General features: G+C 48.8%; 14 protein-coding genes. 11 read left to right on the top strand and 3 right to left on the bottom strand.

Annotation, left to right across the window (positions count from 1 at the left end; all coding sequences use genetic code 11):
- Window positions 1-122: 122 nt before the first annotated feature.
- The gene (locus F0P94_RS03425) at window positions 123-2126 is read right to left on the bottom strand and encodes an alpha-1,4-glucan--maltose-1-phosphate maltosyltransferase (RefSeq protein ID WP_150902290.1); all 2004 of its coding nucleotides are present in this window, start codon (window positions 2124-2126) and stop codon (window positions 123-125) included.
- Window positions 2127-2459: 333 nt separating this feature from the next.
- Between F0P94_RS03425 and treZ the strand changes: the two genes are divergently transcribed.
- The 4 genes from treZ (at window position 2460) to malQ (ending at window position 11041) form a co-directional block, all read left to right on the top strand.
- Window positions 2460-4271, top strand: coding sequence for a malto-oligosyltrehalose trehalohydrolase (gene treZ, locus F0P94_RS03420; RefSeq protein WP_150902289.1), 1812 nt, complete (start codon window positions 2460-2462; stop codon window positions 4269-4271).
- 73 nt (window positions 4272-4344) lie between these two features.
- Window positions 4345-6765: a DUF3536 domain-containing protein gene (locus tag F0P94_RS03415; RefSeq protein ID WP_150902288.1), complete on the top strand. Its 2421-nt coding sequence runs from the start codon at window positions 4345-4347 to the stop codon at window positions 6763-6765.
- Window positions 6762-9530 (top strand): malto-oligosyltrehalose synthase, encoded by a 2769-nt coding sequence (treY, locus tag F0P94_RS03410; RefSeq protein WP_150902287.1) that lies wholly within the window; start codon window positions 6762-6764, stop codon window positions 9528-9530. The genes F0P94_RS03415 and treY overlap by 4 nt, the downstream gene beginning before the upstream one ends.
- Window positions 9527-11041, top strand: coding sequence for a 4-alpha-glucanotransferase (gene malQ, locus F0P94_RS03405; RefSeq protein WP_150902286.1), 1515 nt, complete (start codon window positions 9527-9529; stop codon window positions 11039-11041). Before treY ends, malQ begins: the two co-directional genes overlap by 4 nt.
- 253 nt (window positions 11042-11294) lie before the next feature.
- Here malQ and ispG read toward each other — a convergent pair whose 3' ends face one another.
- Window positions 11295-13274, bottom strand: coding sequence for a (E)-4-hydroxy-3-methylbut-2-enyl-diphosphate synthase (ispG, locus tag F0P94_RS03400; protein ID WP_150902285.1), 1980 nt, complete (start codon window positions 13272-13274; stop codon window positions 11295-11297).
- A 199-nt stretch (window positions 13275-13473) separates the two neighbouring features.
- Here ispG and F0P94_RS03395 point away from each other — a divergent pair, with 199 nt between their 5' ends.
- Entirely contained in the window at window positions 13474-13956 is a 483-nt protein-coding gene (locus tag F0P94_RS03395) for a hypothetical protein (RefSeq protein WP_191906898.1), read from the top strand.
- A gap of 139 nt (window positions 13957-14095) precedes the next feature.
- Here F0P94_RS03395 and F0P94_RS03390 read toward each other — a convergent pair whose 3' ends face one another.
- On the bottom strand, window positions 14096-16285 hold the full coding sequence (locus tag F0P94_RS03390; RefSeq protein WP_150902283.1) for a glutamine synthetase III family protein: 2190 nt from the start codon (window positions 16283-16285) through the stop codon (window positions 14096-14098).
- 241 nt (window positions 16286-16526) lie between these two features.
- Here F0P94_RS03390 and F0P94_RS03385 point away from each other — a divergent pair, with 241 nt between their 5' ends.
- The 6 genes from F0P94_RS03385 to F0P94_RS03360 all read left to right on the top strand — a co-directional run bounded on the left by F0P94_RS03385 (window position 16527) and on the right by F0P94_RS03360 (window position 22924).
- On the top strand, window positions 16527-18356 hold the full coding sequence (locus F0P94_RS03385) for an LTA synthase family protein (RefSeq protein WP_150902282.1): 1830 nt from the start codon (window positions 16527-16529) through the stop codon (window positions 18354-18356).
- Between the two features lie 716 nt (window positions 18357-19072).
- Window positions 19073-20401, top strand: coding sequence for a tRNA (N(6)-L-threonylcarbamoyladenosine(37)-C(2))-methylthiotransferase MtaB (mtaB, locus tag F0P94_RS03380; RefSeq protein ID WP_150902281.1), 1329 nt, complete (start codon window positions 19073-19075; stop codon window positions 20399-20401).
- A gap of 243 nt (window positions 20402-20644) precedes the next feature.
- Window positions 20645-21496, top strand: a complete 852-nt coding sequence (locus F0P94_RS03375; protein ID WP_150902280.1) for a formimidoylglutamase — start codon at window positions 20645-20647, stop codon at window positions 21494-21496.
- A 79-nt stretch (window positions 21497-21575) separates the two neighbouring features.
- Window positions 21576-21848: a hypothetical protein gene (locus F0P94_RS03370; protein WP_150902279.1), complete on the top strand. Its 273-nt coding sequence runs from the start codon at window positions 21576-21578 to the stop codon at window positions 21846-21848.
- 109 nt (window positions 21849-21957) lie between these two features.
- Complete coding sequence (locus F0P94_RS03365) at window positions 21958-22200, top strand: hypothetical protein (RefSeq protein WP_150902278.1); 243 nt, start codon at window positions 21958-21960, stop codon at window positions 22198-22200.
- Between the two features lie 346 nt (window positions 22201-22546).
- Window positions 22547-22924 (top strand): hypothetical protein, encoded by a 378-nt coding sequence (locus tag F0P94_RS03360; RefSeq protein ID WP_150902277.1) that lies wholly within the window; start codon window positions 22547-22549, stop codon window positions 22922-22924.
- The last annotated feature ends 10 nt before the right edge of the window (window positions 22925-22934 follow it).

Below are 22934 nucleotides of genomic sequence, written 5' to 3'. Positions count from 1 at the left end.
GTTATCTGAACATGCGGTTGCAGCCGCCGCTCATTAAAAGGAAATTCCGGGGTTTTTGTTTTTACTTTTTTTCTCCCGAACCCTATTTTTTTTAGATGTTTTCAGGAGGCAAGCGGTTGTATTCAGTGAACAGGCTTGTTTTCGCCGGCTGCTTTTTCGGGCCGGAGCAAAGGCCCTTCGATGCGGAACACGTGCGCCGGCACCTGGTCCGGGTGCAATTCTACGTAGTTCCATTCGTGCCGCCAGGTATACGTGTGGCCGGAAAGCAGGTCGTAAACCAGGTACGGTTCTTCCGGGTCGAGCCAGAGTTCTTTTTCCGGAACCTGTATCCAGCCGGCCTGCCGGTTATGCGGGTCGAGGTTCACGGCAATGATCATCCGGTTGGTCATGTCCTGGTCGGTTTTGGCGTAGCAGATAATGTTCGGGTTATCGGTTTTTGCAAATTCGATGTGCCAGGTAGTTTGCAGGGCCGGGTTTTCTTTCCGGATATGGTTCAGCTTGGTAATGACGTCCCGGATGCGGGTATGCTGGTCCCAGTCCCAGCGCTTGATCTCGTATTTTTCCGAATCGAGGTATTCTTCTTTGCCGGGAGCCATCGGGGTATTGAGGCCGAATTCGTAAACCGGTCCGTAGAGGCCGTAATTCGAAGACATGGTAGCCGCCATGATCACGCGGCTGAGGAACATGGGTTCGCCACCCGTTTGAAGATGGATCGGCAAAATGTCGGGCGTGTTCGGCCAGAAATTCGGACGGTAATATTCGCGCATGTCGGTTTTGGTAAGCTCCTCCATGTACTGCTGCAATTCTTCGGCCGTTTCGCGCCAGGTGAAATAAGTATAGGATTGCGTGTAGCCTAATTTGCCCAGGCGTTCCATAATGCGCGGCCGGGTAAATGCTTCGGCCAGAAAAATGGTGTTCGGGTACACGGCGCGTACTTCTTTAATAAGCCACTCCCAGAAAGGGAACGGTTTGGTATGCGGATTATCGACCCGGAAAATATTGACACCTTGTTTGATCCAGTAAACCACGATGCTTTTGAGTTCCTGCCAGAGGTTTACCCAGTCTTCGGTTTCGAAATTTACGGGCAGCACATCCTGGTATTTTTTCGGCGGGTTTTCGGCGTATTGCACCGTGCCGTCGGGCCGCCACTTAAACCATTGCGGATGCGATTTCACGTAGGGGTGGTCCGGGGAGCACTGAATGGCAAAATCCAGGGCAAGCTCAATTCCGAGTTCGTTTGCTCTTCTGACCAGGGAATGAAAATCCTCTAACGTGCCCAATTCCGGGTGAATGTCTTTGTGGCCGCCGGCCTCGCCACCGATTGCCCAGGGCGAACCGGGGTTGCCGGGCTCTGCCGTTACGGCGTTGTTGTAGCCTTTCCGGAAAGCCATCCCGATCGGGTGGATCGGCGGCAAATAAACCACATCGAAGCCCATTTCGGCAATGCGCGGCAAAATGCGTTCGCAATCGCGGAAGGTGCCGTGCTGGCCGTATTCCTGAGAAGTGGAGCGCGGGAAAAATTCGTACCAGGAACTGAACAGCGCCTTTTGCCGCTCTACCGATACCTGTAGGATCTTTGGATACTGGCGGGCAAAACTACGGTCGGCGTACTCGTACATGAGCTCGGAAACTTCCGGACCGGTTGCCAGGGCTACTGCCTCCGCCATGTTTTTAGGCTGGCGGAGCGCGGAGGCCCATTTCAGCAGTTTTTTGTTTACCCCGCCTTTGGTATGGGCAGCCGTTTGTTCCAGCATTTCGGCCCCGATGAGCAGTTCTACCGCAATATCCTGGTGGGCTTCGTATTTCTTATTTAAACCGGTTTGCCAGAACAGGAAATGATCTACCCAACCGGCCACGGTATATTCGTACATGCCCATAGCAGTCGGAACGAACTCGCTTTCCCAACGGTCGTTGCCCAGAAATTCCATGGGTTTTTCCTGCCAGTTCTTTTTGCCGGCCTGCCGGTAAAGCAGCAGCGCCCTTACGGTGTCATGACCATCGGTAAAAACGTCGGCCTGCACCACTACCTTCTCTCCCACCACTCTTTTTATGGGAAACTGGCCAGAGTTTATTTCCGGCTTAACATGATCTATGATTACGCGTTTGGTTCCTTCGAGGTGTTTCATCAGGTGTAATAGTTGTTCCGATTAGCAAGGTTTCATACTTGATACAATGAAATAAGGTTTTTACCATTTTTTTTGAATACGGTTGCCTTTTATTACGCCCGGAATATAGAATTTTTAAGATTTTCAGAATTTGTCCCGGGCATTTCCGTATAAATTCTGCTTTGCGGAGTATAACCTTTCTTTAAAAACCCGGTAAGCATCTTGCGGAAAATAGCAGCCGGCAGTATTACTTTATTAGCTGAAATGATTAACTTTTTAGTAAGCTGAAAAACTGCGCGGGAAAATGCACCGGATCTGCTCTGTTCCGAAACCCTGAAAAGAATTAAAAACAGTATGAGTTTATATCAGAAAACCGGCGCCTGGCTACAACCGGACGGAACCTGCCGGTTTACCGTGTGGGCGCCGGAAGCCGAAACCGTAACCTTAAAAATTACTTCCCCGGAAGAAAAAAGCATCCGGATGGAGCCCATGGAATTTGGCTACTGGTCCGTGGATGTAAAAGCGGTGGCGGCTGGCACCCGATATAAATTTCAACTGAACGGCGATCTGGAGCGGCCGGACCCGGCTTCCATGCACCAGCCCGACGGCGTGCACGAAGCTTCGGCGGTCGTAAACCACCACGATTTTGCCTGGGAAGATAAAACCTGGACCGGCGTGCCGCTGGAAAAGATGATCATTTACGAACTGCACACCGGAACCTTTACTGATCAGCATACTTTTGAAGGCATTATTTCGAAGCTCGATTACGTGGTGGAACTTGGAATTACGGCCATAGAAATTATGCCGGTTTCCCAGTTTCCGGGTAGTCGCAACTGGGGCTACGACGGGGTTTATCCTTCGGCGGTGCAGGAATCTTACGGCGGACCGAACGGGCTGAAGAAACTGGTAAATGCCTGCCACGCGAAAGGAATTGCGGTAATATTAGACGTGGTGTACAACCACTTGGGCCCGGAAGGAAATTACCTGAACGATTTCGGCCCTTATTTTACCGACAAGTACAAAACCCCTTGGGGCAGCGCCCTGAATTTTGACGATGCGTATTGCGATGGCGTGCGGAATTTCTTTCTTCAGAATGCTTTAATGTGGTTCCGGGAATATCACATCGATGCCCTTCGTCTGGATGCCGTGCATGCCATTATGGATATGAGCGCCAACCATTTCCTGAAAGAACTGGCCACCGAAGTAAACAAACTGAATCTGGAACTGGGTAAGAAACATTTCCTGATCGCGGAAAGCGACCTGAACGATGTGCGCATGGTGAACCCGTTGGCCAAAGGCGGGAACGGCATGGACGGGCAATGGTGCGACGAATTTCACCACGCCCTGTACGCCCTGGTAACCGGCGAAACGGACGGCTATTATGCCGATTTCGGCAAACTGGAGGACCTGGAAAAAGCCTTCCGCGACACCTTTGTTTATAACGGGAATTACTCGCCGCACAGGCACAAAACTTACGGCAACAGCGCGGCAGAAAACCCGGCCCGGCAGTTTGTGGTGTTTGCCCAGAACCACGACCAGGTAGGCAACCGCATGCTGGGCGACCGGATCTCGGAAACCGTATCTTTTCCAATGCTGAAACTCATTGCGGCCACCTATATTCTTTCGCCGTACGTTCCGATGCTGTTTATGGGGGAAGAATATGGCGAGAAAAACCCTTTCCAGTATTTCATAAGCCACACTGATAAGGATTTGGTGGAAGCGGTACAGAAAGGCCGGAAAGAAGAATTCAAAGCCTTTAAATGGGCCGGAGAAGTGCCGGACCCGCAAGCCGAAGAAACTTTTCAGAATTCAATTTTAAGCTGGAATTACCAGGAAGGTGAACATTATGCGCTCTGGGATTTTTATCGCCAAATAATTCAGCTTCGCAAAAGCCACGAAGTTTTCAGCAATCTGGATAAAGACAATCTGAAAACGATAGCCGATCCGGCCAAAAAACTGCTGACTGTTAAAAGGTGGACCGCCAATAAAGAGGTTTTATGCCGCTATAATTTCGGCAAGGAAGCTCAGGAAATATCCCTGGAAAACAATACCACGTGGCAGTTGTTGCTGAATAGCGGCAGTCCGTCCTCTTCCGAAAGTAAGGCAACAGCAGTTTCCGGAAAGGTAACGGTACCGCCCGAAAGCATCCTGATCCTGGAGCGGTAATTTCCGGAAACCGGGGCTGCCATTTTTTTGCCTGAAACCGTACTGTTTTTTTTCCTTTAGAGCCTGTAAACGTATGAATAAATACCTCTGCATTCACGGTCATTTTTACCAGCCGCCGCGCGAAAACCCTTGGCTGAACGAAGTTGAATTGCAGGACGGCGCTTATCCGTACCACGACTGGAACGAGCGCATCACGGCTGAATGCTACGGCCGGAATGCCGCTTCCCGCATACTGGATGAAGAAGGCCGGATCGTGGATATCGTGAACAATTACGCGCGCATCAGCTTCAATTTCGGGCCTACCTTGCTGGAGTGGATGGAGAAAAAAGCGCCCCAGGTGTACGAGGCCATTTTGCAGGCCGATAAGGAAAGTCAGGAACGCTACGGCGGCCACGGTTCTGCCTTGGCTCAGGCCTATAACCATACCATTCTGCCGCTTTCCACCCGCCGCGACATGGAAACCCAGGTGATCTGGGGAATCCGGGACTTTGAAAAACGCTTCGGCCGTGAACCGGAAGGCATGTGGTGTGGGGAAACGGCCGTAAACACCGAAGTGCTCGAAGTAATGGCGGAGCAAGGTATCAAGTTCACCATTCTTTCCCCTTACCAGGCCTTGCATATCCGGAAAATTGGCTCGCGGGACTGGAAAGATGCTACCGATGCCAAAGTTGACCCGCGTAGGCCGTACCTGTGCAAACTTCCATCGGGCAAGGAGATAACGCTTTTCTTTTACCATGCCGGTATTTCCCAGGCGGTAGCTTTTGAGAAACTGCTTAATAACGGGATCGTATTTGCCAACCGGCTTACGGGGTCTTTTTCCGAACAGGACAAGCCTGAACTCATGCACATTGCCACCGACGGCGAAACCTATGGGCACCACCACCACTTCGGAGAAATGGCGCTTACCTATGCCCTGCACCACGTAGAAACCGCTAAACTGGCCCAGCTTACGGTGTATGGACAATACCTTGAATTATTTCCGCCGGAATACGAAGCCGAAATTATTGAAAACACTTCCTGGAGCTGCTCGCACGGAGTGGAACGCTGGCGGAGCAATTGCGGCTGCAATACCGGCGGCCGGCCCGGCTGGAACCAGAAATGGCGCGGCCCCTTAAGGGAGACCTTCGATTGGGTGCGCGATACGCTGGTGCCGGTGTATGAAGCGGAAATGGGGAATTATTCCGACGATCCGTGGGAGCTCCGCAACAAATACATTGAGGTCATTGGGAACCGGTCGGAAGAAAATGTGGCGGCCTTTCTGAAAGTAAACTTTAAACAGAACTTAGGGGAACTCGATAAAATAAAGATCCTGAAGCTGCTCGAAATGCAGTACCACGCCATGCTGATGTACACGAGTTGCGGCTGGTTCTTCGATGAAGTGACGGATCTGGGCACCATTCAGGATATTTCGTACGCTACCCGTGCCTTGCAACTGGCCTCCTCCATAACCGGAGACGATTACAAAACGCCTTTCAAAGAAAAACTCTCGCAGGCCAAAAGCAACGAGGACGAGTACGAAAGCGCCGGCGACATTTACGACAAACTGGTAAAACCGGCCATGCTGGACCTGCTTCGCGTGGGCGTGCATTACGCTGTGTCTTCCCTGTTTACGCGCTACCCCCGCAAAAGCCACATTTATTGCTACCAAGCCACTTCGCTGCACCACGAAGAGTTCGAAGCCGGCCGCCATCGTTTGGCCATCGGGCAGGCGGCCCTGAAATCGGAACTGACCTGGGAAACCGCGGAATTTACTTACGCGGTGCTGCACTTAGGCGACCAGCAAATGTTTGGCGGCGTAAGAAGGTTGCAGAACGAAGCGGCCTACCAGTCGATGCGGGAAGAGATCGTGGAGAGTTTTGAGCGGAGCAACATTCACGAAATCATCTACCTGCAGGACAAATACTTCGGGGCGCATAATTACTCTTTCTGGCACCTTTTCCGCGACGACCAGCGCAAGATCCTGACTTCGGTTTTGCAGAAGACCTTATCGAGTGTAGATGCGCTTTTCCGCCGGCTTTACGAAAGCAATTACCCGCTCATGCAGGCGTTGAAGCAACTGCACATGAGCCTGCCCAGCGAGCTGAAAAACATCGATAATTACGTGATAAACACCGACCTGAAAGCCATCTTTTCCAGTCCGGTTCCGGACGTGGAAATGCTGCACCGCACCATCGAAAGCAGCAAGCGTTTTCAGGCCGAACTCGATACCGTTACCCTCGATTTCAGTATAGCCAAAAGCATTGCCGGCCTGATGTACCAGCTGCAGAAAACTCCGGAAGATACCGAGCTGATGAACGTGATAATTACGGCTCTGGAAAAAATAAAAGAACTGAAGCTTGAACCCGAGCTTTGGGAGGCCCGTAATATTGCCTTCGCCTTAAGACGGAAATTGTTCAGCCACCACCACGAGCTTAGTAGCCAGAATGACCCGCACAGCCGGAATTGGTGCAACCGTTTCAATGCGCTGTACGAAAGTTTAAACATGAAAGCATGAAGCCTTTTTTACCCCTTGCCACTTACCGCATTCAGTTTCACAAAGATTTTAAATTCCGGGACCTGGAGCAGCACCTGCCCTACCTGGCGCAATTAGGAATCGATACCATTTACGCTTCCCCGATCTTTCAGGCACGGCCCGGCAGCACGCACGGCTACGACGTAACGAACGCCAACGTCCTGAACCCGGAAATCGGTACGCCGGAAGAGTTTGAAAGCCTGATGGGTGTCGTAAAAAAACACGGGTTAAAATGGCTGCAGGACATCGTGCCTAACCACATGGCTTTTCATGAAAGCAATGCCTGGCTTATGGACGTTTTCGAAAAAGGACCGGCTTCTAATTTCTACAACTTTTTCGACGTGAACTGGCAGTACGAAGACCCGGTTTACAAAGGCAAATTAATGGCACCATTTCTGGGTTCAACCCTCGAAGAAGCGGTTGCCAACGGCGAGGTAAAACTAACTTTTTCCGAAGCCGGATTTCAGGTACAGTTCTACGAAAACCACTACCCGGTAAGCCTGCAAACTTGGCCGGAACTGCTCAGTTTGTTCCAGGAAAATGGTGCCGAAAAGGGCTTAAAAAGTCAGGAGTTGAAAAGGTTATCCGAAAGTTTTCAAACTTTTAATTCCGAAGAAATTTCTGAAAAAGATTTAGGTGGTTGGGATAAGCTGAAATCGGAAACCTTAGCGGCAATTAAAGCAGATCCGGAACTGGAGAAACTGCTGCTAAACGGTATTGAAAAGCTGAATAAAAACCAGGAACAATTACTCCAAATTCTGAACCGGCAATACTTTAAACTGGAACTCTGGAAAGTAACTGATCAGCAAATAAATTACCGCCGCTTTTTTACCATCAACGAACTTATTTGTTTGCGCATGGAAGCGCCGGAAGTATTTGCCGAGTACCATAAATTCATTTTGCAACAGGTAAAAAAAGACTACTTCCAGGGTTTGCGCGTAGACCATGTAGACGGGCTATTAGATCCGGCCACCTACCTGCAAGGCTTGCGCGAAGCCGCCGGCGAAAATACGTACCTGACGGTTGAGAAAATACTGGAATTGGTGGAAGAACTGCCAACGGACTGGCCGGTTCAAGGCACCACGGGTTATTTCTTTCTGGCCATTGTAAACCAGCTTTTCACGAACACGGCTGCCAAAGGAAAGTTCGATGAAATTTACGCCCGCCAGGTACCCGACGTGCAGGATTTCAAATACGAAGAAATGGTTTTCGAAAAAAAAATCTATATGCTGGAAAACCACATGCAGGGCGAACTCGACAACCTTTTCAGCCTCATGCAGGAACTGGAATTGGTGCCGGGAACGGTAGGCTTTTCGGAGCAGCATTTAAAAGATGCGCTCAAGATCCTACTGGCCGCTTTCCCCGTTTACCGGCTCTACACGAACGAACTTCCGGTAGTTGGTCAGGATGCCGAAGTACTGGAAAAAGCTTTTGCCCGGGCCGAGAAATTTGCGCTGCTTTTAAAGAAAGAACTGAACTACTTTCACCAATTGTTTCAGGGCGAAAAAAGCACCTTGCCGGGCACGCCCGAAAACCGCTTGCGCTTCCTGATGCGGTGTCAGCAGTTTACCGGACCGCTCGCTGCCAAAGGCGTGGAAGATACGACCTTCTACAACTACAACCGCCTCATTTCGCATAACGAAGTGGGCGACAATCCAGAAGTGTTTGGCATCAGTATCGAGCGGTTTCACCAGGAAATGGTTAAGCGGCAACAGCTGTGGCCCTACGCCCAAAATGCTACCGCCACGCATGACACCAAGCGCGGCGAAGATGCCCGCGTGCGCCTGAATGTCCTTTCGGAAATGCCGGAAGAATGGAGCCGCTTACTGGACTTGTGGCAGAACCAGAATAAAGATTTCCTGATCCTGAAAGACAATGTGCAGTCGCCTTCCAAAAACCGTTTGTTCTTTCTTTACCAAGCTTTGATCGGCGCGTATCCGATGGCCGGCGAACCAGAAGCCGATTTCCTGGACCGGGTAAAAGAAGCAATGACCAAAGCCGTGCGCGAAGCTAAAATGTACTCCAACTGGTCGGAACCGAACGAGGCGTATGAAGAAGGCGTACACGAATTCACCCAGCAGCTCTTTGCCGAAAATTCCGAATTCCGGAAAACTTTTATACCCTTTGTGCAGCAACTCAATTTCTACGGCATGCTTTACAGCCTGGGGCAAACCTTAGTGAAGATCACCGCACCTGGCATTCCGGATATTTACCAGGGTTGCGAACTCTGGGACCTGAGCATGGTAGACCCGGATAACCGTCGCCCGGTAAATTTTGACCTTCGCAAGCGACAGTTAACCCGGATGCAGAAACAAGCCGGAAACGATAGGAAAAACCTGCTGAAAAGTCTGCTCGAAAACTGGACCGACGCCAGCGTAAAACAGTTTACGGTTTGGCAGGCTTTGCAGTGCCGCAAAGCAAACCCGGAGCTTTTCACCGAAGGCGAATATATTCCTTTAAATCTGAATGCTGAAAGTGCCGGCAAAGTGCTTGGGTATGCCCGGAAACATGCCTCCGGATGGTGCCTCGTTCTGGTGCCGCTTCATGTAAGTCAGATCTCCAAACCTAGTGTTTTCCCGCTGGGCGAACAAGCCTGGAGCAGCAGCGCGGTTCAGTTGCCAGCAGGCGCTCCTGCCACCTGGCACAATTATTTTACTGATGAAACGATTACCGGAAATTCAAGTCTGAAATTATCCGAGGTTTTTGCTTCCTTACCAGTAGCCTTATTAATTTCTGAAAACGTATGAAAACAGCCCGAAGCAGCGGAATAATCTTGCACATCACCTCTTTGCCAGGGCCTTACGGCTTGGGCGATTTGGGACCGGAAGCGTATAACTTTGCCGATTTTCTGGCCGAGGCCGGTTTTAAATACTGGCAGCTTTTACCCTTGAATCCGGCCGAGAAACGCACCGGCTACTCGCCTTACAGCAGCACATCCGCCTTTGCCGGTAATACCATGCTGATCAGTCCGGACCTGCTCGTGAAAGACGGCTACCTGACGCGCAACGATGTAAAAGCAAAGAACGGCTTCAAAAAAAGCAAGGCCGATTTCGACAAGGGTTTTGTTTACAAAAAAGGCTTACTTCGCAAAGCGTACCAGCATTTCAAAGCAGAATCGGAAGCGCTGAACCTGAAAGAGTTTACCCAGTTTGTGCGGGAGAATGCCGACTGGCTGGATGATTATGCGCTGTTTACAGTTTTAGATGATCTGAACAACAACGTTACCTGGCTGGAATGGGACCCGAAACTCCGCGACCGGAATGCCAAAGCTCTAACCGCCGCAATTCAGGAGCATCGCGATGAGCTGGAATACGTTAAATTCTGCCAGTTCCTTTTTTACCGGCAATTGGCTATGCTGAAGAATTACTGCCACGAAAAAGGTATTTACTTCTTTGGTGATCTGCCTTTTTATGTAAGTTTCGACAGCGCCGAAGTTTGGGCCAATCCGGAATATTTTAAGCTGGATAAAGAAAAAAGACCGGTATCCGTTTCAGGCGTACCGCCGGATTATTTCAGCGAAACCGGTCAGCTTTGGGGTACGCCGATCTACAACTGGGAAAAGCTCAAAAAAGTTAAATACGACTGGTGGATCAAACGGCTGGCGCACAACCTGAAGTTATTCGATGTAGCCCGGTTGGACCACTTCCGCGCCTTTTTTGATTACTGGGAAGTACCGGCCGGCGAGAAAACCGCTATAAACGGCGCTTGGCAGGACGGTCCGGCCGATGACTTCTTTAAAACCCTGCAAAAGAAATTCCCGGACATGCCCTTTATTGCCGAAGACCTGGGCTACGTAAGCCCGGGCGTGTACGACCTCCGCGACCGGTTTAATTTACCCGGCATGGTAGTGCTGCAATACGGCTTCAGCGAAGACATTGCCACCAGCGTTTTTGCCCTGCACAACCACAAACCCAACATGATCGCCTACACCGGCACCCACGACAATAATACCACCAAAGGCTGGTTCAAACAGGAAATGAAACCCATAGACCGCGCCCGCATGGAAGCCTACCTGAACCAGAAAATTACGGCCAATAATGTAAGCCAGGCCCTGATTAAAACCTGCCTTATGTCGGTAGCAGAACTGGCCATTTTCCCGCTGCAGGATCTTCTAAATTTAGACGAACGGTTTATCATGAACAAGCCCTCCGTAGGCGAAGGCAACTGGACCTGGCGGGTTACCGAAGAACAATTGAAATCAATAAATACCCGGGAATGGCGGGAGTTGCTGGCTATGTATAACCGGGTGGCCTATTAATGTACGGACAGGGCTTGACCTGTCCCCACGATATTGCGACAATTTATCCGAACACGTTTTAAGGGATTTCAGGATGGCCAGGATTTTTGATAGGGATTTTGATCAGTAATGCGTGGGGGCAGGGACAAGCCTGGCCCGTACACATGAAAAAATCATAGAAATCACAAAAATCTTAGTTCAGACAAATTAAAAAACCTCACAGGTCTCCAAGACCTGTGAGGTTTGCACTTTTCAAGATAAACTTCTTACCCTTTTAGTGTACCTGTTCTTCCAGCTTCACCGGCTCGATCCAGTTCCCATCTTCCCGGATCAGGTTGATCAGTTCGTCTACCGCTTTTTCTTCCGGAACGGATTTCTTGATAACGGTCTGTCCGCGGTACAGGGCTATTTTTCCTTTGCCAACGCCAACGTACCCGTAATCCGCATCGGCCATTTCGCCGGGACCGTTCACAATACACCCCATAATGCCTATCTTCACGCCTTTCAGGTGGTCGGTGCGTTTGCGGATCATGGCGGTGGTTTCCTGGAGGTCGAATAAGGTGCGGCCGCAGCTTGGGCAGGAAATGTATTCGGTCTTGCTCATACGTGTGCGGGCAGCCTGTAGAATACCGAAGCCGAGGTTGTTCAGCGTTTCCGATTTTTGGAGCCATTCGGCTTTGGTTTTCGGGGCCATTAAACTTGTTCCCAGCATAATGCCGTCGCCTAAACCGTCGATTAGCAAACCGCCGAGGTCGGTGGCGGCATAAAGCTGCAGGTCTTCGTCCGGCATTTCGGTAAAGTCGCGGCGCACAATTACCGGCACTTCGCACGCTTGGTTCATAAGGCGGAAAAAGGCTTTGCGGAGTTCGGCCATGGCATGGGTGTTTTCGGTTTGCAGTACCAGCACGGCCGTTTTATCAGTTTTCAGCTTTTCTAGTAATTCCGGTTCCAGATCGGCTAGAGTTGCCAAAATAAAATTAACCTGTCCCGACTTTTCTGCCCCGGAAAGGTATTGTTTGGCCGAAAGTTGCGGATAGCGTTCATCCCGGTTTTCTGCTGAAAGCCAGGCTTCATAGTCTACAATTTCTTTCAGGCCGTTCGGCAGCATGAAGTTGATGGGCGTGGCACCGGTATAAATAAAGTCCGCGCCCAAGTCGTTCATGTTGAATTTATCGAGCAGCATGGAATACAGGTGCCCTACTCCTTTCAGATCGGCGTACTGAATGTTTTCGATCCGGCTCAGGTCGGCTACGATGCGCGGCACGTTGGTTCCGCCTACATTCTCCACTTCCCGCGTGTGGCGGCGTTCGTACTGGAAGGGATTAATCGGAACGTTGCAAACCGGCTTAATTGGCGCGTGGCCGGCGCGGTTGGTGTAGCGTTTTATTAACGTTCGCGCCACGGGAGCTTCCAGTTCCGGCGCTTCGGTTAAGGAAACCCGAACCGTATCCCCAAGGCCATCTTCCAGCAAGGTACCAATACCCACAGCAGATTTAATCCGGCCGTCTTCGCCTTCGCCGGCTTCGGTTACGCCCAGGTGGAACGGGTATGGTTCCAGGCCTTCTTCTTCCAGTTTCTGAGCCAGCAAGCGGTAAGCCTGTACCATTACCTGGGTATTGCTGGCCTTCATTGAAAGCACAATATTATAGTAATTAAGGTCTTCACAGATCCGTAAAAACTCCAGCGCACTTTCCACCATGCCCAGTGGCGTATCGCCGTAGCGGCTTAGGATCCGGTCCGATAAAGAACCGTGGTTCGTTCCGATGCGCATGGCTGTGCCGTGTTCCTTGCAGATCTTTACCAGCGGTTCGAAGCGTTCGCGGATGCGGTCCAGTTCGGCCTGGTAGGTTTCGTCAGTATATTCAATAACCTGAAATTTCTTTTTATCGGCGTAATTGCCCGGGTTAATCCGAACCTTCTCAACGATTTTGGCGGCCAGTTCGGCAGCGTTCGGGGTAAAGTGGATGTCGGCAATTAAAGGAACGTTGTAGCCGCGTTTGCGGAGCTCGGCTTTAATATTCCGGAGGTTTTCGGCTTCGCTTACGCTCGGCGCGGTAATGCGCACGTATTCGCAGCCGGCATCCACCATCCGGATCACCTGTTCCACCGAACCAAGCGTGTCCATGGTGTCTACGGTGGTCATGGACTGCACCCGGATTGGATTATCGCCGCCCATGGGCAGATCGCCAATTGTAACTTCTATGGTTTTGCGGCGACGGTATTCGGTCAGGCTGGAGCAATATTGTTTATTCATAAGCACAGGTTCTGCATTCCATAACCTTTTGCGAAGCAGGAATGTTCGTTTAAACGGGGCAAAAATACGGTTATTTACGCTTGAATAAAATCTTGCCTCAAGGAAAGAATGTTTTTGTACATAATTTAGAAACCTTCACGTAGTATTTCCACGTATAATTGTATCTGAACATGTGTAGAAGATTAATTTACTGACTGCTATGATACATTTACTACGAAAAACTCCGGCCCAACAATTTCAGCCTTTTATAGAAAAAAGTGGATTAAAGATGCAACAGGTAGGCGAAGCCATCTTTATTGCCAAAGAATCCATTATGGAGATCCTCCGCAACGAACTCAAAAAAGGCAACGTGGATGAAGTTATTGCAACCCTGAAAGGCAAGCCGCTGGCCGCCGGCCGCAAACTCCTTATCGATAAAATTATTAAAAGCATTGCTACCAAGATCGGTTTGCGCATGGGGCTCCGCGGCGCCATTGCTACCGGCTTAGCCGGCATTCTGGTACCACTCATCCTGTCGAAAATGGCCCACCGCGTATTACAATCCGATTCCGTTACTGACCTGATGGACACATTCGGCATAACCGACCGCATGAACGACCTGACTAAATTAGGTGAAACCCTCCGGGAAAAGTTCACCTTTAAAAAGCCGGAAGCCGGCCCGCCGACCAGCCATGCAGCATAAAAAAGGCAAAAAAAAAGCCGCTCCTAAATATTTAGGAGCGGCTTTTTTTTTGCCTTTTAGATTGTTCGATATTCGATCGTTCGATTATTAGACAAAAGATATATCGAATAATCGAATATCTTAAGATCGAACAATCGAACTACCGGCTGAATAGCATTTCGCGGTATTTTACCAGCGGCCAGTCTTCGTCGTCCACCATCAGTTCCAGCTTGTCTACGCTGTAGCGGATGGTCTGGAATAAGGTAGAGATTTCGTTGCAATACATCAGGGCGCGCTCGCGCATGTCTTCTATTTTATTGGCTTTCTTGCGGCGTTCGATCATTTCGTCCACGGAGGTTTTAATGGTAGTTACGTGGTTTGAAATTTTCTTGATCATGTCGATGGTGGTGCCGGAATAATCTTCGCCTAAGCCTATTTCTTTCAGGCCTTTCACGTTCTGGATTAGCTTATTCTGATACTTCAGGGCCGTTGGAATTACGTGATTCATGGCCAGGTCGCCCATAACGCGGCTTTCGATCTGGATTTTTTTCACGTAGTCTTCCAGTAAGATCTCGTGGCGGGCATGCAATTCTACGCTCGAAAATATGCCGTTGCGGAGGAAAAGGTCTTCGGTATGAGAGGTTATGAAAGCATCGAGGGCTTGCGGGGTGGTCCGTAAGTTCGATAAGCCGCGGCGCAAGGCTTCTTCTTCCCACTCTTTGGAGTAACCGTTGCCTTCGAAACGGATCGCCTTCGACTCGATAATGTACTTACGCAACACTTCAATAATGGCAACTTCTTTTTTCTTGCCGTTCTCGATAAGCGCGTTCACTTCATTTTTGAATTCGATGAGTTGGTCGGCTACAATGGTATTCAGCACCGTCATGGCGGAAGAGGAATTGGCAGAAGAGCCTACAGCCCGGAATTCGAATTTATTGCCCGTAAAAGCAAACGGAGAGGTCCGGTTCCGGTCGGTGTTGTCCAGTAAAATTTCCGGGATCTTATCGATGCCCAGTTTCATGTACATGTTGTCGCCTTTGTCGAGGGAAACGGTGGAATTCTGTTCCAGTTCATCTAGTACTTCCGAAAGCTGGGAACCTACGAAAACCGACATGATGGCCGGCGGCGCTTCGTTGGCGCCCAAGCGGTGGTCGTTGCTGGCCGATGCGATGCTGGCGCGCAGCAGGTCGGCGTAGCGGTGGACGGCTTTTACAGTGGTAATAAAGAACGTCAGGAACTGAAGGTTTTCTTTTGGACGGCGGCCCGGGGCAAATAAATTCACGCCGGTATTGGTTGAAAGCGCCCAGTTGTTATGCTTACCGCTTCCGTTCACGCCTTTAAAAGGTTTTTCGTGAAGCAACACTTTAAAATTATGCCGTTGCGCAACTTTGTCCATCAGGTCCATTAACAGCTGGTTGTGATCTACCGCTAAATTGGCTTCTTCAAAAGTTGGCGCACATTCAAACTGATTCGGAGCAACTTCGTTGTGACGGGTTCTTAACGGAATACCCAGTTTCAGCGCCTCAATTTCGAATTCTACCATAAACGCATGCACGCGGCGCGGGATAGAACCAAAATAATGATCTTCCAGCTGCTGGCCTTTGGCTGAAGTGTGGCCGAATAGGGTTCTTCCGGTCATTAAAAGATCGGGACGGGCATCGAAAAGGGCGCGGTCTACCAGAAAATACTCCTGTTCGATACCGAGCGTGGTTTGCACCTTGGTTACATTCTTATCGAAGAACTGGCAAACTTCCAGCGCGGCATTTTCTACCAGATCAAGCGATTTTAATAAGGGTGCTTTATAATCGAGCGCTTCGCCGGTGTAAGCCACAAAAATGGTAGGTACACACAGCGTTTTAGAACCTCCGTTCTCAATTAAAAAAGCCGGTGAGGTTGGGTCCCAGGCGGTATAGCCCCGCGCTTCGAACGTATTCCGGATACCGCCGCTCGGGAAAGAAGACGCATCGGGTTCCTGCTGCACGAGGGCGCTGCCTTTTAAATGTTCAATGGCTTTGCCGTCGAGGGTAAGGTCAAAAAAGGAATCGTGTTTCTCGGCAGTTTGTCCGGTTAAGGGCTGAAACCAGTGCGTATAGTGCGTGGCGCCTTTGCTCATGGCCCAGGTACGCATGGCCGAAGCCACCGCGTCGGCTACGTTGCGTTCTACTTTTGTACCGTTTTTAATAGCGTTCTGCAATTTCTTGAAATACTCCGACGATAAAGTGGCACGCATCGCTTCGGTACCGAATACGTTTATGCCAAAATATTCCGACGCTTTCTGGGTCGGTAAAATTAGGTCGTTCCGCTGGCGCTGGCCAACTACTTCTAATGCTTTAAATCTGAGGATTGCCATGTTTTTAGGAGAGATGAATTTTGATGCGTCAAAAGTAAAGATAAAATACAGAAATCCAGCAAGACCCCTTAAAAATTAAGGCACTTTCAGAAAAGAAACTCAGAATCTCAGAAATACCCCTTAAATTTTAAGGGGTATTTTGTAAAACTGTTGGTTTTAAGCTTTAGTCACCTCTTTTAAGGTTTTCAGGATAAATTTAGAACAGTTCCAGAATTTGGCAGCAAAACCGTATCTTTAGGGCGTGAAAAAATACGTTCCTAACCAGGTTTTCCTGTTTATATATTGGCTGCTCCTTTTATTTATTGGCAAGGCCTTTTTTTTAAGCTTTCATTATTCCAAAACTTCCCAGCTAGAGGCATCCGATATCCTGAAAATTTTTGGCTACGGGTTACGCTTAGATTTTTCGGCAGCAGCCTATTTTTCGGTTATCCCCTTTCTGCACCTGTTATTCACGCCACCTATACCGGCCCGTATTACCCGGAAACTGGTAAATTACTACGCGATCATTATTACTTCTTTGGTAACGCTGCTGGTTTCGGCCGATCTTCAACTGTATTCGATCTGGGGTTTCCGCCTCGATGCCACGCCGCTGCAGTACCTGAGCACGCCTTCCGAAATGTTGGCTTCCACGGCTTCGGCGCCGCTGCTTTTGCTTTTCATTTTGTTTCTGGCTCAGATAAGCTTGGCTTTATTTCTTTATTTCCGGTTTTTTAAACCAGATCTAAGCAACCATCATCCGCGAGCGGGCTATTACCTGTTGAGTTTTTGTTTGCTGATCATCCTGGTTCTGCCGATCCGGGGCGGCTGGCAGCAGATCCCGATCAACCAAAGCGACGTTTATTTTTCCGATAAAATCTATGCCAACCATGCTGCCGTAAACGTTCCGTGGAATGTTGGATATTCTTTGTACCGCCAGGATAAAGAAACCAATCCGTACCAATATTTACCCGAAAACGAAGCCCAGGACCTGGTACAGGAGCTATACACGTATCCACCCGTTTCAGGAAATATCTTAAAAACGCAAAAGCCGAACGTACTCTTTATTATTCTGGAAAGCTATACGGCAAAATTGGTAGGCTCTTTAGGCGGGGAAAAAGGCATTACGCCGGAGCTGGATAAGCTTGTCTCGGAAGGTATTTTGTTCGATAAGTTCTACGCCAGCGGCGACCGGAGCGAAAAAGGCTTGGTAGCATTGCTAAGCGGTTACCCGGTGCAGACCACCACTTCTATTGTAAAGATCCCCCGTAAAGCCGAAAGGCTGCCGCACTTAAGCAAGACCCTGAAAAAGGCCGGCTATGCCACTTCTTATTATTATGGCGGGGAACTGGCTTTTGCCAACATAAAATCCTACCTGCTTACGGCCGGCTATAACCGCCTGGTAAGTAAACCCGATTTCCCAGCCAAAGACTATAATTCGAAATGGGGCGTACACGACCACGTGCTGCTCGAACGGGTGTTTTCCGACCTGAAAACCGAAAAACAGCCTTTCTTTTCCACTGTTTTCACTTTAAGCAGCCACGAGCCCTACGACGTCCCTATGGAAACGAAGTTCCCGGGCGAGGATGAAGTAAACAAATTCCGGAACTCCTTTTATTATACCGACCAGGCAATTGGCAACTTTATCCGTTCAGCCAAAAAAGAGCCCTGGTGGCAGAATACGCTGGTGGTTTTGGTGGCAGACCACGGTCACACCTTTCCGGATTACGAAGGCCTGGATACTCCAGGTAAATTCCGGATACCGTTGATTTTAACCGGCGGCGCCTTAGCCCAAACCGGCAAAACCATTTCTACCGTAGCTTCTCAAACCGACCTGGCCTATTCCCTTCTGAAACAACTGAACCTGCCCAACCAGGATTTTAAATGGGGAAAAGACCTTTTTAACGATCAGGCCAAGCCTTTCGCTTTTTATGTGTTCAACGACGGATTTGGCTACCTGACCGATAAAGGGAATTTCAGCTTTGACAACGTATCCCAAAAAGAGATCATGCGAAGCGGCGAAGTTTCGGAAAAGGACCTGCAAACAGGAAAAGCATACATGCAGGTTTCGTTTGAGGATTTTTTGCAGAAGTGATCAGGATTTCTGAACACGATTTTACGGATTATGAGGATGGACAGGATTTCTCTGGATGGAATTCTTTTGAATTTGATAAAGGTATGCTTTTAGTTTAAGGGGTAAATTCTAAACGGAAATTCCCCTAATACTACTATAGATTAAATTGTCGGGTTATTCCGTTCGCCGTTGTTGCATATTTTCACCAAAGCCGTTAGGTTAATTGCCCACTGTAGAGACGTAATACATTACGTCTTTCACAGCATTGTGGCAAATATGCAAGGTCTGGAACCCGCCCTGTAGCTGGCTCTAGCATCAATCGCTATGGTTTGTACCCCGAAGGAGACTTAATGCATTACGTCTCTACAGCCAAAAATCACAATAAATCATCTTAGCCTGACGGCTATGGTATTTCACTATAAAACTATCCTTCAGCCTGGTTTTACGTTGCAATAAAATTTAAAGTACAGCGAAGGAAATTCATATTCAAAAGACCAACTTTTTCAAAGATTAAACTTCATTGCCGTCTGCTTTAGCTGACGGATAGCAGACTGTTTGCTTATCCAGAAAACGTCCGCTAAAACCGATGGCATTGAATTCAAAAGAAAGCTTGTCCATCTATAAAATCCTTTAATCGTGTTCAGGAGCAGATTCATCCCCTAAAAACATAAACTCCCCTAAACCAACCCGTTAACAATAAAGCAATTAAACCATAAATTCCGTAACTTTGCGGCCTTATGAGTAAAAAAGTTGCTTTTTATACCCTCGGCTGCAAGCTGAATTTTTCTGAAACGTCTACCATTTCCCGCCTTTTTACCGAACGCGGATTTCAGAAGGTAGATTTTCAGGAAGCGGCCGACATTTATATAATTAATACCTGCTCGGTTACCGACAATGCCGATAAGAAGTGTCGGAAAGTGGTAAAGGAAGCCCTGAAACATTCGCCGGATGCCTTCGTGGCCATTGTGGGTTGCTATGCCCAGCTGAAACCTCAGGAAATTTCTGAAATTCCGGGGGTGGATGCAGTTTTAGGCGCTGCCGAAAAATTCCAGTTGGTAGATTTGCTGGGAACATTCGAGAAAAAAGATAAATCAGCGATCTTCCACAGTCCGGTATCTACTGCCAATACCTTCCATAATTCTTACTCTTTTGGCGACCGGACCCGTACCTTTTTAAAAGTCCAGGACGGCTGTGATTATTCCTGCACCTTCTGCACCATTCCGCAAGCGCGCGGCAAAAGCCGCTCCGATACCGTGGAGAATATTTTGCGTTCGGCCAACGAAATTGCCGAATCGGGCGTGAAAGAAATTGTGCTTACGGGCGTAAACCTGGGCGATTTTGGCATTCAGGAAGACAAAGGCCGGGTAGAAACGTTCTACCAGCTAGCCAAAGCGCTGGACGAAAAAGTGGAAGGTATCGAGCGTTTCCGCATCTCTTCCATTGAACCAAACTTGCTGACGGATGAGATCATTTCATTGGTAGCGAATTCAAAGAAGTTCATGCCGCACTTCCATATTCCATTGCAATCAGGGTCCGATAAAATTCTGAAACTTATGCGCCGCCGGTATTTACGGCAGGTATATACCGACCGGGTAGCCAGCATCAAAGCACAGATGCCGCACTGCTGCATTGGTGTGGATGTGATCGTAGGTTTCCCCTGCGAAACAGAAGCAGACTTTTTAGAAACCTATAATTTCCTGAACGAACTCGACATCAGCTACCTGCATGTGTTCCCCTACTCGGAGCGCGACAATACCCTGGCCGAAAACATGCCGGGCGTGGTGCCGCAAAAGGAACGCAACCGTCGCGCTGACATGCTTCGCATATTATCGGAAAAGAAAAAACGCTTTTTCTACGAGCAACACATCGGAATGGAAACCAACGTGCTTTTCGAAGCGGATATTACCAACGGCCTGATGGAGGGCTTTACTGAAAACTATATCAGGGTAGCGGTTAAATACGATCCTATTCTGGTAAACGAAACTAAACGGGTAAAACTCACCGGCCTGAATGCCCAAGGCTTAATGGAAGTGGAAGAAGCCGAGCTGGAAGTTCTGAAGCACTAATATCGTTATTCGTTGTTCGTTTTTCGTTGTTCGAATTTCAGGTAATGGATAATGGTTATCAAATAACGAACTTGAATTAACTATCAACGATAAAAAGCCGACCCCGGAAATTCCGGGGCCGGCTTTTTTCTTTCCCAAAAATTAAAAAACTGCTTTAACTTTACCGGTTAATATCTGTACGAACAACGAACAACGAACAACGAACAACGAACAACGAACAACGAACAACGAACAACGAAAACTATGGAAAAACACTGGAGCCTGATCGGGTTGCCCGACGATACCGGCGTGAAGAATGTGAACGGCCGAACCGGCGCGGCTGGTGGACCGGCTGCTTTTCGCACGTTTTTTGAGAAACTGAAAGGCAATCCGCTTGTGAAGGGAAAGTTGCATGATCTGGGGGATGTGGCCATTCAGCAAAGCATAGAAGAAACCCATCGCGAAATAGCCGCTTTTATAACCGATGCCCGTGAAAGCAGCTTTTTTACCATTGTGGTGGGCGGCGGCCATGATCTGGTATTTCCGCACCTGCAAGCTTACCAGAACGCTACCGATTCAGGCGGAAAACTCGGCTGCATCAACATCGATGTGCATCTCGATCTTCGGCCCGATAACCCGGTAATTACCAGCGGTTCGCCTTTTTATATGGCGCTGAATGCCGGTTTACTGGAAGGCGAAAATCTGGTGGAATTCGGGATACAGGAATATGCCAATGCCGAAGAGTTGTTCATTTTTGCGGAAGAAAATAAGGTTTCGCTGGTGAAGTTCGACGACTTGCGTGGCAACGTGGTGAGCGGTTTCAAGAAATCCCTGGAGTTTCTGAGCGAACGTACCGACCGGATCGTGATCAGCCTGGATCTGGATTCGCTGCAGGCTGCTTTTGCGCCTGGGGTTTCAGCGCCCGCCCCGGAAGGATTTATGCCTTCGGAAGTAGTGGAAATGGTACGCCTGGCAGCCGAAAATCCGAAAGTGGTTTCCCTGGGAATTTATGAACTGAACCCGGAATTCGACATCGACGACCGGACAGCCCGGCTGGCGGCAGTAATTGCGTATCAGTTTGCTTCCGTAAAACTTGCCAACCATATCCCGCTCTAACGGTTTTTTTTCAAGGCTGCCATATAACCTCAGCAGCAACCTTTCGTTAACATGAATAATTTATAACAAACATATCCTTATGGCTAACAGCGCACAGTATTCAGGGGTTTCGCCTGAAGTTTACAACTCTTTAAAAAGCAAGCTTTCCGGTTTCGGCATTAACCTACAGGGCACTTCCGGTAAAGTTTCCGAAAAAGGCGTTTCGGCAGATTACGCTTTCGACGAAGCAAACCAGACCTTAAGCATCCAGAATGTAAATGTCAGTTTCCCTGCCAGTATGATGTTCAGCTCCGATAAAGTACTGGGCATGATCTCGGAAGCAGTTACCAAGGCCGGCGGCAAGCAGGTGTGATAAGCTTTCAAGCCGGAAATTAAGTACAACACCGGCGAATAAGTTGCGTATAAAAACTGCTGCAAACCAGCGCCCCAAACCAAATACTAAAAAATTCACGCTTAAAACTATGGAAAAAGGAATGCAAAACTCTTCAAAAATAGAGCCGGAAGATATCTCCAGAGTATTTCAGAACAGCCTGCACGTAGTGCAGGGCCACCACGACGTACTTCCGGACCTGCTCACCGATACGGGCAACCTGCTGATGAAAGCCAGCAAGAAATTATCCACTACCCAGCTGATCCTGATTGTAGCCGGCGTAGCTATTGCCAGTATCTTTGTAGCGAAGAAAGTGGAAGAAGAAATGGACTAAGCTCCAGATAAGCTTTTTCAGAGACCCGGATCTGCTGCCGCAATCCGGGTTTTCTTTTTTAAGGCTGATATTCCGAAAATATAAATTTTTACTAACTCATCCTGTAAATTAAGCGGTTTTAAACGGTCATCTCGACCGAAGGGAGAGATCTCCGGAATAAAGTAGTAAAGCCAGAATGAAGCTACTACCAACCGGATGAGATCTCTCCTGCCGTCGGGATGACGGGTTAATTGTTCTTTATACCCTGATTAATCCCTTTGCGGATCTCATGCATGTGCTCAGCCTTCAGGTTTAAAACCAAAGGGTCCCCGCCAAAGACTAAAAATTATTTTATACCTTTGCCGGCATGAAAAAAGTGCTTGGAATTATTTTTCTTTCCGTGTACCTGCTCTCAACAACGCAATTTTGCCAGTTGCTGAAGCTACCGGTACTGGTTGGGCACTTTTTCGAACATAAGGAAGAAGACCGTAACATGTCTTTTGTGGATTTTATGGTGCATCATTATGGTGGCCATGAAAAAGATGCCGATTACGAAACCGACATGATGCTGCCTTTCATGACGGAAATTGAAACGCTCACCCTTGCTTTTTTTGCTCCCACTCCTCCTGTTTTCTCTATTCAGAAAATTACTTTTCAGGAAGCCTCCCAGGCTAATTCCTGTTACAATCTGCAATTGAAAGCTACTTACCTTTCCTCTATCTGGCAGCCGCCAAAATCCTGTTAATACCCCTTTA

This window comes from Adhaeribacter soli, assembly GCF_008727925.1.
In the GTDB taxonomy this organism is placed as follows: Bacteria; Bacteroidota; Bacteroidia; order Cytophagales; family Hymenobacteraceae; genus Adhaeribacter_A; species Adhaeribacter_A soli.
The sequence above is the reverse complement of the archived record's forward strand: the minus strand, read 5'-3'. Positions and strand labels throughout refer to the sequence as shown.